The sequence below is a fragment of the Pseudomonas sp. MTM4 genome (assembly GCF_019355055.1).
In the GTDB taxonomy this organism is placed as follows: Bacteria; Pseudomonadota; Gammaproteobacteria; order Pseudomonadales; family Pseudomonadaceae; genus Stutzerimonas.
Genome location: NZ_CP048411.1, coordinates 2,138,958 through 2,152,831, shown reverse-complemented (window position 1 = coordinate 2,152,831; position 13,874 = coordinate 2,138,958). Strand labels below are relative to the sequence as shown.

At 63.3% G+C, this 13,874-nt stretch carries 9 protein-coding genes and 1 pseudogene; 8 read left to right on the top strand and 2 right to left on the bottom strand.

All coding sequences use genetic code 11. From position 1 onward, the window contains the following. The first annotated feature begins 185 nt into the window (after window positions 1-185). The 8 genes and pseudogenes from GYM54_RS09825 to GYM54_RS22040 all read left to right on the top strand — a co-directional run bounded on the left by GYM54_RS09825 (window position 186) and on the right by GYM54_RS22040 (window position 12,557). Window positions 186-3,656: an indolepyruvate ferredoxin oxidoreductase family protein gene (locus GYM54_RS09825; RefSeq protein ID WP_197445857.1), complete on the top strand. Its 3,471-nt coding sequence runs from the start codon at window positions 186-188 to the stop codon at window positions 3,654-3,656. A gap of 190 nt (window positions 3,657-3,846) precedes the next feature. Continuing rightward, window positions 3,847-4,941, top strand: a complete 1,095-nt coding sequence (locus tag GYM54_RS09820) for a Glu/Leu/Phe/Val dehydrogenase (protein ID WP_197445856.1) — start codon at window positions 3,847-3,849, stop codon at window positions 4,939-4,941. 163 nt (window positions 4,942-5,104) lie between these two features. Next, window positions 5,105-6,514, top strand: coding sequence for a sodium-dependent transporter (locus tag GYM54_RS09815; protein WP_197445855.1), 1,410 nt, complete (start codon window positions 5,105-5,107; stop codon window positions 6,512-6,514). A gap of 387 nt (window positions 6,515-6,901) precedes the next feature. Beyond that, window positions 6,902-7,999: a 4-hydroxyphenylpyruvate dioxygenase gene (gene hppD, locus GYM54_RS09810; protein WP_197445854.1), complete on the top strand. Its 1,098-nt coding sequence runs from the start codon at window positions 6,902-6,904 to the stop codon at window positions 7,997-7,999. A gap of 151 nt (window positions 8,000-8,150) precedes the next feature. Next, window positions 8,151-8,840, top strand: coding sequence for a maleylacetoacetate isomerase (maiA, locus tag GYM54_RS09805; protein WP_197445853.1), 690 nt, complete (start codon window positions 8,151-8,153; stop codon window positions 8,838-8,840). Window positions 8,841-8,924: 84 nt separating this feature from the next. Continuing rightward, window positions 8,925-10,385 (top strand): sodium-dependent transporter, encoded by a 1,461-nt coding sequence (locus GYM54_RS09800; protein ID WP_181105108.1) that lies wholly within the window; start codon window positions 8,925-8,927, stop codon window positions 10,383-10,385. A gap of 267 nt (window positions 10,386-10,652) precedes the next feature. Continuing rightward, window positions 10,653-11,699: pseudogene (locus tag GYM54_RS22045) on the top strand (cache domain-containing protein); the annotation flags it as partial. Between the two features lie 93 nt (window positions 11,700-11,792). Next, window positions 11,793-12,557, top strand: coding sequence for a methyl-accepting chemotaxis protein (locus GYM54_RS22040; protein WP_374105193.1), 765 nt, complete (start codon window positions 11,793-11,795; stop codon window positions 12,555-12,557). A 37-nt stretch (window positions 12,558-12,594) separates the two neighbouring features. Here GYM54_RS22040 and GYM54_RS09790 read toward each other — a convergent pair whose 3' ends face one another. Further along, window positions 12,595-13,539: an alpha/beta hydrolase gene (locus GYM54_RS09790; protein WP_197445851.1), complete on the bottom strand. Its 945-nt coding sequence runs from the start codon at window positions 13,537-13,539 to the stop codon at window positions 12,595-12,597. After that, a complete protein-coding gene (locus GYM54_RS09785; RefSeq protein WP_131650893.1) occupies window positions 13,536-13,850 on the bottom strand; it encodes a DUF2218 domain-containing protein in 315 nt (104 codons plus the stop codon). Before GYM54_RS09785 ends, GYM54_RS09790 begins: the two co-directional genes overlap by 4 nt. Window positions 13,851-13,874: the final 24 nt, after the last annotated feature.

Below are 13,874 nucleotides of genomic sequence, written 5' to 3'. Positions count from 1 at the left end.
ACACCGCAAAAGTAGAAAGAAAATCTCTCTTCGTCACGGCCAGACTCTTATCCAACGCGCAACGGTGGTGTGATCCCCCGCTGGACGCTGGCGTGGGGCGGCTTACCGTGCAGCTGCCCACGACTTTTTAGGCGGACAGTGAACAGCACTGTCCAGACTCCGATAAAAACAAACAGGAGCGCCCCATGTCATTGGCCGAGATCCGCCTGGATGACAAGTACCGGCTCGCAACCGGACATCTGTACCTCACCGGCACCCAGGCGCTGACCCGCCTGCCGATGCTGCAGCATCAACGCGACCAGGCTCGGAACCTGAACACCGGTTGCTTCATCTCCGGCTACCGCGGCTCGCCGCTCGGTGGGCTGGACAAGAGCCTCTGGGAAGCGCGCGAATTCCTCAAGCAGAACGCCATCCATTTCCAGCCGGGCCTCAACGAGGAACTGGCGGCGACGGCGGTCTGGGGTAGCCAGCAGACCAATCTGTTCCCCGGCGCGAAATACGACGGTGTCTTCGCCATGTGGTACGGCAAGGGGCCGGGCGTCGACCGCGCGGGCGACGTGTTCAAGCATGCCAACGCCGCCGGTGTCTCGCCCCATGGCGGCGTGCTGCTGCTGGCCGGCGATGACCACGGCTGCAAATCCTCGACGCTGCCGCACCAGAGCGAGCATGCCTTCATCGCGGCCTCGATTCCGGTGCTTAACCCGGCTAACGTTCAGGAAATCCTCGATTACGGCATCCTCGGCTGGGAGCTGTCGCGCTATTCGGGCTGCTGGGTGGCGCTCAAGACCATCGCCGAAAACGTCGATTCGTCCGCCGTGGTGGAAGTCGATCCGTTGCGCGTCAGCGTGACCATTCCGGACGATTTCGAACTGCCCGAAGACGGCGTGCACATCCGCTGGCCGGACCCGCCACTGGCGCAGGAAAAACGCCTCAACCTGTACAAGATCTACGCCGCGCGCGCCTTCGCCCGTGCGAACAACCTCAACCCGATCATGCTCGATTCGCCCAACCCGCGCCTGGGCATCATCACTACCGGCAAGAGCTATCTCGACGTGCGCCAGGCCCTGGATGACCTCGGGCTGGACGAAGCGCTGTGCGCCCAGGTCGGCCTGCGGGTGCTCAAGGTGGGCATGAGCTGGCCGCTGGAACCGGTCTCGGTGCACGAATTCGCCCAGGGCCTGGACGAAATTCTGGTGGTCGAGGAAAAGCGCAGCATCCTCGAGGACCAGCTCACCGGGCAGCTTTACAACTGGCCGGTGGACAAGCGGCCTCGGGTCGTGGGCGAGTTCGATGAGCAGGGCAATTCGCTGTTGCCCAACCTCAGCGAGCTGACCCCCGCGATGATCGCCCGGGTGATCGCCAAGCGCCTCGCGCCGATCTACACCAGCGACAGTATCCAGGCGCGGCTGGCGTTTTTGTCCGCCAAGGAGAAGGCTCTCGCCGCGCACAGCTACACCACCGTGCGCACGCCGCATTACTGCTCCGGTTGCCCACACAACACTTCGACCAAAGTGCCCGAGGGTAGCCGCGCTTCGGCCGGCATCGGCTGTCACTACATGGTGCAGTGGATGGATCGGCGCACCGAGACCTTCACCCAGATGGGTGGCGAGGGCGTCAACTGGATCGGCCAGGCGCCGTTCACCGACACGCCGCACATGTTCCAGAACCTCGGCGATGGCACCTATTTCCACTCCGGCAGCCTCGCCGTACGCGCAGCGGTTGCATCGGGCGTCAATATCACCTTCAAGATTCTTTACAACGATGCGGTGGCCATGACCGGTGGCCAGCCCATCGACGGCGAGCTGCGCGTCGACCAGCTCAGCCGGCAAGTCGCCGACGAGGGCGTCAAGCGCATCGCGCTGGTCAGTGACGAGCCGGACAAGTACCCGAGCCGCGATGGCTTCGCGCCGATCACCAGCTTCCATCATCGCCGCGATCTGGATGCCGTGCAGCGCGAGCTGCGTGAGTTCAAGGGCGTCTCGGTGATCATCTACGACCAGACCTGCGCTACCGAGAAGCGTCGTCGGCGCAAGCGCGGCAAGCTGGAAGACCCGGCCAAGCGTGCCTTCATCAATCCCGCCGTGTGCGAGGGCTGCGGCGACTGTGGCGAGAAGTCCAACTGCCTCGCCGTATTGCCGCTGGAAACCGAGCTGGGGCGCAAGCGCGAGATCGACCAGAACGCCTGCAACAAGGATTTTTCCTGCGTCGAAGGCTTCTGTCCGAGCTTCGTCACCGTTCATGGCGGTGGGTTGCGCAAGCCGGAAGCGGTCGGTGCTAGCCTCGATCCGGCAAAGTTGCCGGAGCCGCAACATCCGACCCTCGAACGTCCATGGAACGTACTGATTCCCGGCGTCGGCGGCAGCGGTGTGACGACCCTTGGCGCGCTACTGGGCATGGCGGCGCATCTGGAAGGCAAGGGTTGCACCGTGCTCGACCAGGCCGGCCTGGCGCAGAAGTTCGGCCCGGTGGTCACCCACGTACGCATCGCCGCCAAGCAGGATGACATCTATGCCGTGCGCATCGCAGCGGGCGAAACCGATCTGCTGCTGGGGTGCGATCTGGTGGTGGCGGCCGGTGACGATTCGCTGACTCGCCTCAACGATCAGATCAGCCACGCGGTGATCAACAGCCATGAGGCGGCGACGGCGGAATTCACCCGCAACCCCGACGCCCAGGTGCCGGGCAAGGCCATGCGCGAAGCGCTGATGGATGCGGTGGGTGCCGAGAAGACGCACTTCATCGACGCGACTCGGCTGGCGACCCGGCTGATGGGCGACAGCATCGCCACCAACCTGTTCCTGCTCGGCTTTGCCTATCAGCAGGGGCTGTTGCCGCTGTCGGCTGAGGCCATTGAGAAGGCCATCACCATCAATGGCGTGGCAGCCGAGCTGAACCTGCAGGCCTTCCGCTGGGGACGTCGTGCGGCGTTGGAGCGTGAGACGGTGGAAAAACTGGCGCGTCCGAAGGAGTTGGCCGAGCCGATCTGCCAGACCTTGGAAGAAATCGTCGACTGGCGCGTGGACTTCCTCACCCGTTACCAGAACGCCGCCTATGCCAAGCGTTATCGCGATAAGGTCGAGCAGGTGCGGGCGCTGGATACGGCCGACGACCTGGCGCTGTCGAAAGCCGTGGCGCGCTACTACTTCAAGCTGCTGGCCTACAAGGACGAGTACGAAGTGGCGCGGCTGTACAGCGAGCCGGAGTTTCGCGAGCAATTGGAGGCGCAGTTCGAAGGTGACTACAAGCTACAGTTCCACCTGGCCCCGGCTTGGCTGGCCAAGCGCGATAGCGCAACTGGCGAGCCGCGCAAACGTGAGCTCGGCCCTTGGGTGCTGAATGCCTTCGGCGTGCTGGCCAAGCTGAAATTCCTGCGCGGTACGCCGCTGGATGTGTTCGGTTACGGCCATGATCGCCGTGTCGAGCGCGAGTTGATCAGCGAGTACGAGCGCAATCTCGACGGGCTCCTGGCGCAACTCAAGCCGAGCAATTACCGCACTGCCGTGGCAATCGCCGCGCTACCGGAACTGATCCGCGGTTATGGCCCGGTGAAGGAACGCTCCATTGCCAAGGCACGCCAGCAGGAAAAGGTGCTCAAGGAGCAGCTGAACCGCGGCGACGAGGTGCAGAGCGTGCGGTTGTTCGAGCCGGCAGCGTAAGGGCTTCAGCGTAGGGGGGGCGGGCGGCGCTCTTCAACGTAGGGTGGGCTTTAGCCCACCAGCGGAGTTCAGCGTACTGGTGGGCTAAAGCCCACCCTACGGTTTGGCTCTATGCACATGCTGTTCATTACAAATTTTCAACGGCCTCGATGAACCGGGCCCGAATCAAACAACAACAGAGGAATCCTCAATGTCCGTCTTCACCCATCCCGATTTCGATAACCACGAACAGGTGGTCTTCTGCCACGACAAGGCGTCGGGTCTGCGCGCCATCATCGCCATTCACGACACCACGCTCGGCCCGGCGCTGGGCGGTTGCCGGATGTTCCCTTACGCCAGTGACGACGACGCCGTGCGCGATGTGCTGCGCCTGTCCCGTGGCATGACGCTCAAATCGTCGCTGGCGGGCCTCAAGCTCGGCGGCGGCAAGGCGGTGATCATCGGCGATCCGCATACCGGCAAGAGCCAGGCGCTGCTGCATGCCATGGGCGATTTCGTTGACAGCCTCGGCGGGCGCTACATCACTGCGGCAGATTCGGGCACCGGCGATGCCGAGATGCAGGCCTTCGCCCAGCGCACCCGTCATGTGATGGGCGCATCGCCGCGCACGCTGCTCGACGGCAGCATCGCCAGCGGCGATCCATCGCCGTCCACCGCGCTCGGCGTGTTCGTCGGCCTTAAGGCAGCCGTGCAGCATCGGCTGGGACGCGATGATCTGCCTGGTATCAAGGTGGCGATCCAGGGTGTCGGTCATGTCGGCCTGGGCCTGGCCCGGCATCTCAAACAGGCCGGCGCCGAGCTGTGGGTCTGCGACATCTTCGATGCAAACGTACAGCGCGCCATGGAAGAGCTCGGTGCCAGCGCGGTACGCCCGCACGACATTTATGGCCTGGATGTGGATGTCTTCGCGCCCTGCGCCATGGGCGGCATCCTCAACGCCGAGACCTTGCAGAGTCTGCGTGCTCCGGTGATTGCCGGTGCGGCGAACAACCAGTTGGCAAGCCCGGAGATTGGTGTCGAGCTGCAGCGCCGCAATCAACTCTACGCGCCGGATTACGCCATCAATGCCGGCGGCATCATCGACGTCTACTACCAGCGCATCGGTGGCAGCGCGGCGCAGACCGATGCGCACGTCAAAGGTATCGGTGACACCCTGCGTGAGATCTTCAGCCGGGCCGCTGTCAGTGGCGAACCGACCTCGGTCATCGCCGACCGCCTGGCCCTCGAGCGGCTGCAGACCGGTGAGACCCTGGCGCAGCCGAGCGAGCAGCGCCTGCACGCTTAGCGATCCCCGGCGGCCCCGTACCGTCTGGCCGTACTGCCGAGCCATTCGTGAAAGACGCAGACAAGCGCGGCGTCCATGGGCGCCCCTTGTTGTCGAGCGTCCGCACGCCGCGTGTCGTCTCGTCCGTGTACATCCCTGACAAAAACAACAAGCAGGAATCCGCATGACTGAAAAAAGCAGCCTCGCCGCCGGTACGCTCGGTGGCGCCTCCGTTCGTACTCAGCAAAGCGCGGCGCGTGGGCTCTGGTCCTCGCGCTGGGTATTCTTCCTGGCCGCCACCGGCTCGGCCGTCGGCCTCGGCAATATCTGGAAATTTCCCTACATCACCGGCGAAAACGGCGGCGGTGCCTTCGTACTGGTCTATCTCGGTTGCATCCTCACCATCGGCATTCCGTTGCTGATGGCCGAGGTGCTGATCGGCCGGCGCGGGCGGCAGAATCCGGCCGGTGCGGTCGCCAACCTGGCCCGCGAGGCCGGCGCCAGTCCGAATTGGCGTACAGTCGGCTGGCTTGGCGGATTCACCGGTTTTCTCATTCTGAGCTTCTATGTCGTGGTGGCTGGCTGGGCGCTGGCCTATGTGCCGACAACACTCAGCGGCAGCTTCACCGGCGCGGATGCGGCGGCCAGCGCCGCGCTGTTCGATGCGCTGTTGGCCGACCCGCTGCGGCTGGTGCTGTACGGCTCGGCGGTGCTGGCGGTGACCATGCTGATCGTCGGGCTCGGCGTGCGCGACGGGCTGGAGCGTGCGTTGCGTTTCATGATGCCGGGGCTGTTCATTCTGCTGCTAGGGCTGGTCGGCTATGCCGCTGTGGCCGGTGATTTCGCCCGGGCCGTCGAGTTCCTGTTCGTACCGGACTTCTCCGCACTGAGCGCAGAGAGCATGCTGCTGGCCCTCGGGCATGCGTTCTTTACCCTGAGCCTCGGCTGCGGCGCCATGATGGCCTACGGCTCGTACCTGCCCAAGGGTGTCTCGATCGCCAAGACCTCGCTGCTGGTGGCCTTGGCCGACACCTCGGTGGCGCTGTTGGCCGGGCTTGCGATCTTTCCGCTGGTATTCGCCAATGGCCTCGAACCGGGCTCCGGTCCGGGACTGATCTTCGTCACGTTGCCGATTGCCTTTGGCCAGATGCCGCTGGGCCAGCTGTTCGGTGGGCTGTTCTTTGTCATGCTGGTGCTGGCTGCGGTGAGCTCGACCATCTCCCTAAGCGAACCAGGCATCGCATGGCTCAACGAACGCTTCGGCATCAGCCGCGCCAAGGCCGTGCTGACCACCGGCGCCGTGCTCTGGCTGCTCAGCCTTGCCAGCGTGTTCTCCTTCAACCATTGGGCCGATTATCAGCTGTTCGGACGCACCTTCTTCGACAGCATGGACTACCTCACCGCCAACTGGCTAATGCCGCTGGGCGGGCTGGGCACGGTGCTGTTCACCGGCTGGGTGCTCAAGGAGAAGGTAGTGCGCGAGGCGGTTGGTATCGTTCATCCCGGCTGGTTCCGTATGTGGTGGAACCTGCTGCGCTTCGGCACGCCGGTGGCGATCGGGTTGGTGTTCTTCAATTTGATTGGGGTGATCTAGGCATCGGCGTTGCCCAGGCTAGGTCGCGGGGCGCTTGGTTGAGTGCCAACTCGATGCCGCGCTTTGGTGGGCTGAAGCGGAGCGCCGCCCGGCCCACCCTACCGGGGATTCAGCTGTAGGGTGGGCTTCAGCCCACCACACCCCTCCGTAAAGACCTTGAACACCCGCTGCGGCGCCTTGTCGCACTGGCTCGTCAACTTTTCGTTACGCATGGAAAGTCGGAGGACCAGCATCTGCGGCACGTCTGGTGCTGTAACGAAAAGCTGACGGACAACCCGTGTCGCCGCCAGGTCGGGAACTTGAAACGGGATTGTCCGGCGTGCTGCGCTGGGGTGTGATGGGAGCCGCCATGTCCGTGCGACACCAGAACAATAAGCAGGAGGCGCAATGAACGCTGTGACCAAGATCGAGCAGCACAACCCCATCGGCACCGACGGTTTCGAGTTCGTCGAATTCACCGCGCCGAATGCCGAGGGCATCGAGCAGCTGCGTCAGTTGTTCAACCAGATGGGCTTTACCGAAACCGCCAAGCATCGCTCCAAAGAGGTTTGGCTGTTCCAGCAGAACGACATCAATATCGTGCTCAACGGCAGCCCCAGCGGCCATGTCCGCGAGTTTGCCGAGAAGCACGGGCCGAGCGCCTGCGCCATGGCGTTCCGGGTTAAGAACGCCGCTCAGGCCGCCACCTATGTCGAATCCCAGGGCGCCAAGCTGGTGGGCAGCCACGCCAACTTCGGCGAGCTGAATATTCCCTGCGTCGAAGGTATTGGCGGCTCGCTGCTGTATCTCGTTGATCGTTACGGTGACAGGTCGATCTATGACGTCGACTTCGAGTACATCGAAGGCCGCACGCCGAACGACAATGCCGTCGGGCTGATGTGCATCGATCACCTGACCCACAATGTCATGCGCGGGCAGATGGACGTCTGGTCCGGCTTCTACGAGCGCATCGCCAACTTCCGCGAGATTCGCTACTTCGATATCGAAGGCAAGCTCACCGGCCTGTTCTCCCGCGCGATGACCGCGCCGTGCGGCAAGATCCGTATCCCGATCAACGAGTCGGCGGACGACAAGTCGCAGATCGAGGAATTCATCCGCGAGTACCACGGCGAGGGCATCCAGCACATCGCCCTGTCCACCGACGACATCTACGCGACCGTGCGCCAGCTGCGCGCCAATGGCGTGGACTTCATGAGCACGCCGGATACTTACTACGAGAAGGTCGACACCCGCGTCGCCGGACATGGCGAGCCCACCGAGGTGCTGCGCGAGCTGAACCTGCTGATCGACGGGGCGCCTGGGACCGGAAAATCAGGTGACGACGGCATCCTGCTGCAAATCTTCACCAACACGGTGATCGGCCCGATCTTCTTCGAAATCATCCAGCGCAAGGGCAATCAGGGCTTCGGCGAAGGCAACTTCAAGGCGCTGTTCGAATCCATCGAGGAAGACCAGGTTCGTCGCGGCGTGATTGGGGGCGAGTAAAACGGTCGGAACGTCGCCTGGGCCAGCATGTAGGGTGGGCCGGGCGGCGTTCCGCTTCAGCCCACCACTTCCAAGTCCGCCGATTCGGTATCGGTGGGCTAAAGCCCACCCTACATCGGTTCCGCGCCGCCCTTTTAACTCAGGGATATCCATGGATAGCAATCAAGCGATAACAGCTGACCCATCAAGCGCGCCAGCAACGCTCAAGCTCTACGGCTACTGGCGCTCCAGCGCGGCCTATCGAGTGCGCATCGCTCTGAATCTCAAGGGGCTGGCGTTCGAGAATCTGCCGGTGCATCTGGTCAAGGATGGCGGCCAGCAGCATTCAGCTGACTATCGGGCCCTCAATCCACAAGGCCTGGTGCCGTTGCTGGTCGATGATGACGAGCGCATCGGCCAGTCGCTGGCGATCTTCGAATACCTGGAAGAAATCTTCCCGCTACCGCCGCTGCTGCCGGACGATCCCGCCGATCGCGCGCGGGTGCGCTCGCTGGCGTTGCATATCGCTTGTGATGTGCATCCGCTGAACAACACACGCGTGCTGCAGTACCTGAGCGGCACGCTGGGCGTGGAGGCCGAGGTCAAGAACGAGTGGGTCCGTCATTGGATCGCTACCGGCCTGGCGAGCGTCGAGCAGGGGCTAACCCCGTTCGAGGGCAGGTTGTCACTCGGCAGGCGTCCGGGTTACCTGGAGGCATGTCTGATTCCACAGGTATACAATGCGCGCCGTTTTGCCTGTGACCTCACTGCGTACCCGCGCATCCTCGAGATGGTCGAACGCTGCGAAACCCTCGAAGCCTTTGCCAAAGCAGCTCCGGAGGTGCAGCCCGACGCTCAATAAAGGTTTATCCGCCTTGCACATTCCGTCGCGCTACGAGCGTGGCGGGTTCGATTTTCGTCACAGATAAAAACAAACAGGTGACGCATGACCCGTGAAAAACCCAAGAACCTCTGGCTGTCCCGCTGGGGCTTCATTCTCGCCGCGACCGGTTCCGCAGTCGGCCTCGGCAATATCTGGAAATTCCCCTACATCACCGGCGAATACGGTGGTGGCGCCTTCGTGTTGATGTACCTGGCGTGCATCCTGGCCATCGGCATTCCGGTGATGATGACCGAGATCGCCATCGGCCGGCGTGGCCGCGGCAGCCCCATCGATGCGATTGGCCGCGCGGCGCGTGAAAACGGCAGCAGTCCATTGTGGAAGGGCGTCGGCGGCATGGCCATGGCGGCCGGCTTCTTGATCCTCTGCTTCTACGTAGTGGTCGCCGGCTGGGCCTTCGCCTATACCCTGAAAATGCTCGACGGCTCTTTAGCCGCCACCTCGGTCGACGGTATGGCGCAGGTATTCGAGGCGCACAACGGCAACCCCTGGCAGCTCGGCGGCTGGAGCCTGCTGGTAGCACTGCTGACACTGTGGATCGTCGCCAAGGGCGTGCAGAAGGGCATCGAGAATGCGGTGCGCTGGATGATGCCGGGACTCGCCGTGCTGCTGCTGGTCCTGGTCGGCTACGCTTTCACAAGTGGCGGCTTCGATCAGGGCTTCGCTTTCCTGTTCAGCTTCGACACCTCGAAAATTACTGGCGAAGCCTTGCTGGCCGCCCTCGGTCACGCTTTCTTCACGCTTAGCCTGGCGTCCGGCGCGATCCTCACTTATGGCTCGTACCTGCCCGATGACAAGTCCATTGCCCGTACGACTTTCACGGTCGCCATCATCGATACCTGCGTGGCATTGCTGGCGGGCCTGGCGATTTTCCCGATCATCTTCGCCAACGGCATGGACCCTACCGCCGGACCGGGGCTGATCTTCATGAGTCTGCCGCTGGCCTTCCAGCAGATGCCGTTCGGCACCGCCTTCGGCGTGCTGTTCTTCGCCATGGTTTCCCTCGCCGCGCTGACTTCGGCCATTTCGATGATCGAGGCCACTGTCGCCTACCTCAACGAAAAACATGGCATCAGCCGCCTCAAGGCGGCCATCGGCTCCGGCGCGGTCTTGCTGGTGATCAGCCTGCTGGCGATGCTCTCGTTCAACCTGCTGTCGGGCTGGACGCCGCTGGGCAAGAACTTCTTCGACTGGCTGGACTACCTGACCTCGCGCTGGATGATGCCGCTGGGCGGGATTTTCATCGTGGTCTTTGCCGGATACGCGCTGCGCAGCGACATCATGCGCGACGAGCTGGACCTGCCACCGCTGGGCTATGCGCTGTGGCTGTTCATGGTGCGCTATGTCTGCCCCGTGCTGATCCTGATGGTATTTCTGCATGCCCTCGGTTGGCTGGGCTTCGACCCGCTGGTGCGCTGGTACTGGATCGTCGGCGCCATCGGCGTACTGACCATCCTTGGCGAAGGCCTGCGGCCACGGGTGATGCCGGCGCTCGCAGGACGCTGAGTTCGCCAGCCCATCTGGTGCGTTAACGGAACGGCACGCTCGGCATGAGCGTGCCGTTTTTGCTTGTGCATGGGCGCTTTTCTAAATTGCCACAAGATATATCGCTGGTCCGTCAGTGAGGCATCGAAAGCCCCTGTTCATGGAGGCTGTGGCCCGTTTCGACCGAAATTCGATGATTAAAGATTCATCGGCAGACGCCGACAGATCGGTAATGCAACGGATGCTCAGCCAGGCCTGGGATTGCCGCCTTGATCCAGAACAAAACAAATGGTTGCTCTCATGTCTAGCCGTCTCAAGTTCAGCCACAAAATATTGCTGGCCGCGTCACTCGTAGTGATCGCGACCTTCGCCCTGTTCACGCTCTACAACGATTACCTGCAGCGCAACGCCATTCGGGACAATCTCCAGGGCTACCTGAGCGAGATGGGCGATAGCACCGCGCACAACATCCAGAGCTGGCTTGCCGGCCGTCTAGTGCTGCTGGAAAGCGTGGCGCAGACCATCGCCCATGACAGCTCCGGCGGGGCGGTCAATTCGCTGGTCGCGCAGCCGGCGCTCAGCTCCACGTTCGCCTTTACCTATCTGGGTCGCGCCGACGACGGCGAGTTCATCGTTTATCCCCGCCTTGAATTGCCGGCAGACTTCGATCCGCGCCAAAGGCCCTGGTACAAGGACGCCATCAGCGCGGCAAGTACGACGCTGACCGAGCCCTATTTGGACACCGCTACCAAAGAGTTGGTCATTTCGGCGGCAACGCCAGCCAAACGTGGCGGCCAAAACCTCGGCGTGGTCGGTGGTGACCTGAGCCTGCGCATGCTGGTGGACACCATCAACGCGCTGGACTTCGACGGCATGGGTTATGCCTTCCTGGTCAGCGGCGACGGTAAGATATTGGTGCACCCGGACAAGACCAAGGTGATGAAGACCCTGGCCGAGCTCTACCCGCAAAACACCCCCGCGCTCACCAGCAACTACAGCGAAGCCGAGCTCGACGGCGAGACGCGGATCGTCAGCTTCAGCCCGGTCCCTGGCCTGCCCTCGGTGACTTGGTACGTCGGCATCTCGGTAGACAAGGCCAAGGCCTACGCGGCGCTGTCGAGCTTCCGCACTACGGCTGTGCTGGCCACCGTTATCGCCGTTGCCTTCATCATGCTGCTGCTGGGCATGCTGATTCGCGTGCTGATGCGCCCGCTCACCGAAATGGGGCGGGCCATGGAGAACATCGCGGCGGGCGAGGGCGACCTCACCCGGCGGCTGAAGGTCGAGTCGAATGATGAATTCGGCACCCTGGCGCTGGCCTTCAACCGCTTCGTCGAGCGTATTCACGGGTCGATCCGCGATGTGGCATCGGCGACCGAGCAGGTCAACGAAGTGGCGCAGCGCGTGCTGACGGCTTCCAACTCCTCCATGGTCAACTCCGATGAGCAGGCCAGCCGCACCAACAGCGTGGCCGCCGCGATCAATGAGCTCGGCGCCGCCGCTCAGGAGATCGCCCGCAACGCCGCCGATGCCTCGCAACAGGCCAGCGGTGCCAGCCATCAAGCCGAAGACGGACGCAAGGTGGTCGAGCAGAACATCGTGGCGATGAAGCAGCTGTCGAACAACATCAGTGCGTCTTGCACGCAGATCGAAGCGCTCAATAGCCAGACCGTGGGCATCGGCCAGATTCTCGACGTGATCAAGGGCATCTCCGAACAGACCAACCTGTTGGCGCTCAACGCGGCCATCGAAGCGGCCCGCGCCGGTGAAGCCGGGCGTGGCTTCGCAGTGGTGGCCGACGAGGTGCGCAGCCTGGCCCATCGGACCCAGACCTCCGCGCAGGAAATCCACGGGATGATTGAAAAGCTACAGATCGGCGCGCGTGATTCGGTCACCACTATGACCGAGAGCCAGCGCCAGAGCGAGGCCAGTGTGGGCATCGCCAACCAGGCCGGCGAGCGCCTTGGCAGCGTGACCCAGAGCATCGGCGAGATCGACGCGATGAACCAGTCGGTCGCCACCGCCACCGAAGAGCAGACCTCGGTGATCGAGTCCCTGAACATGGACATCACCGAGATCAATACCCTCAACCAGGAAGGCGTGGAAAACCTGCAGTCAACCTTGCGTGCTTGTGGCGACCTCGAACAACAGGCCGCTCGCCTCAAACAGTTGGTCGGCAGCTTCCGTATCTGACCCGAGCAGGCACCGCCAGAGGCGAAGCTCGGGCCTGTCAGTGGCCCGTCTTCGTCGTGGCTGGCATGTTTGTCGAGGCTGCCAGCTCCAGCTCCAGCGCCTGCACCGTGCTGTACTGCGCATTGGTGCCATGATTGGCCCCTTCGTTGATGCGCAGGTCGACCGTCAGTCCGGACACGGCTGACAGGCGTTCGGCCAGCTCCCGCGCATTGCCCACCATACGCCGCTCAGCCATGTGGCGCTGGCGTGGATCGGTCAGCGGATCGTCGGCGGCGGGTTCTTCCGCGCTGCCGGCGGTGACCAGCAGGCGCGCCTGCACGGGATGCCGTTTCACTCCCTTCTCGAACGTCGCCAGGCTGCGCTCGATATAGCCGTTGTACCACAACGGGCTGGCGGCGACGTAGCCGCTGAACGCCTGCGGTCGGTTGAGCAGCGTGTAGAGGGTGAACAGCCCGCCGTAGGAGTGACCGAACAGCGTCTGCCGCGCCGGATCGACCGGATAGCGCTCGGCGATCATCGGTTTGAGCTCGGTTTCGATAAATTCCAGGAAGCGCTCGGCGCCGCCGGAGGGTGGCGGTTCGCGGCCGGGCAGCCGCTGACGGTCCTCAGCGTCGGGTGTGTAGTCCCCGGCGCGCGCCTTGAAGTCGTAGAGCCCCTCGCCCGGATAGCCGATGCCGACGATCAGAACGGAGTTGCGCAAGGTCGGATCGGGGCGGGCTTCCAGCGCCTGGGCCTGGATCGCCAGCGAAGGAAACAGTGCATTACCGTCGAGCACGTAGAGCACCGGATAGCCGCCGGGTGGTGGTTCGTGCTGTGGCTGCGAGACGAAAATGCGGTAGTCGCGGTCGGTATGCGTTGAGTGCAGAAGACGCTGCTCGGCCTGCGACAGTGTCACGGCTTGCCACTCTTGGGCAGTGGACGCCGCTGCCGGCATCAGGTGCGCACCGACGCTGGCTATCAGGACCAGAGCGAGACGCTTCATGGCACCACTCCATCCGCTGGTGGCAGGGCTCCCTGCTGCCAGTCGACCAGCAGCGCTTCCTCGCCGGAGAAGCGCTGGAGGTGATCGGCGATGACGAAGCGCAGGCGTTTTTCGGCATCGCCGGGCTCGGCCTGACAATCGATCAGCAAACGGTCGGCTTCGGCGCGCATCTGGCAGTTGCCGAAGGCGAAATCGATCTCTGCGCGGGCCTCGTCGAAGCGCACGTCACCCTTGTGGGCGAAGTGTTTGCACAGGCGGGTCATATTGCGCGCGGCGCGTGGTGTGGGGACTACGGCGTGAAACTGAGACATGGCGTTCTCCATGGCGAAGCCGCC

Excerpts from the sequence above, each read along its gene's own strand:
- GYM54_RS09800 (WP_181105108.1), top strand. The coding sequence starts at position 8,925 with ATGACCCGTGAAAAACCCAAGAACCTCTGGCTGTCCCGCTGGGGCTTC.
- hppD (WP_197445854.1), top strand. The coding sequence starts at position 6,902 with ATGAACGCTGTGACCAAGATCGAGCAGCACAACCCCATCGGCACCGAC.
- GYM54_RS22040 (WP_374105193.1), top strand. The coding sequence starts at position 11,793 with ATGGTCAACTCCGATGAGCAGGCCAGCCGCACCAACAGCGTGGCCGCC.
- GYM54_RS09790 (WP_197445851.1), bottom strand. The coding sequence starts at position 13,539 with ATGAAGCGTCTCGCTCTGGTCCTGATAGCCAGCGTCGGTGCGCACCTG.
- GYM54_RS09785 (WP_131650893.1), bottom strand. The coding sequence starts at position 13,850 with ATGTCTCAGTTTCACGCCGTAGTCCCCACACCACGCGCCGCGCGCAAT.
- maiA (WP_197445853.1), top strand. The coding sequence starts at position 8,151 with ATGGATAGCAATCAAGCGATAACAGCTGACCCATCAAGCGCGCCAGCA.
- GYM54_RS09820 (WP_197445856.1), top strand. The coding sequence starts at position 3,847 with ATGTCCGTCTTCACCCATCCCGATTTCGATAACCACGAACAGGTGGTC.
- GYM54_RS09815 (WP_197445855.1), top strand. The coding sequence starts at position 5,105 with ATGACTGAAAAAAGCAGCCTCGCCGCCGGTACGCTCGGTGGCGCCTCC.
- GYM54_RS09825 (WP_197445857.1), top strand. The coding sequence starts at position 186 with ATGTCATTGGCCGAGATCCGCCTGGATGACAAGTACCGGCTCGCAACC.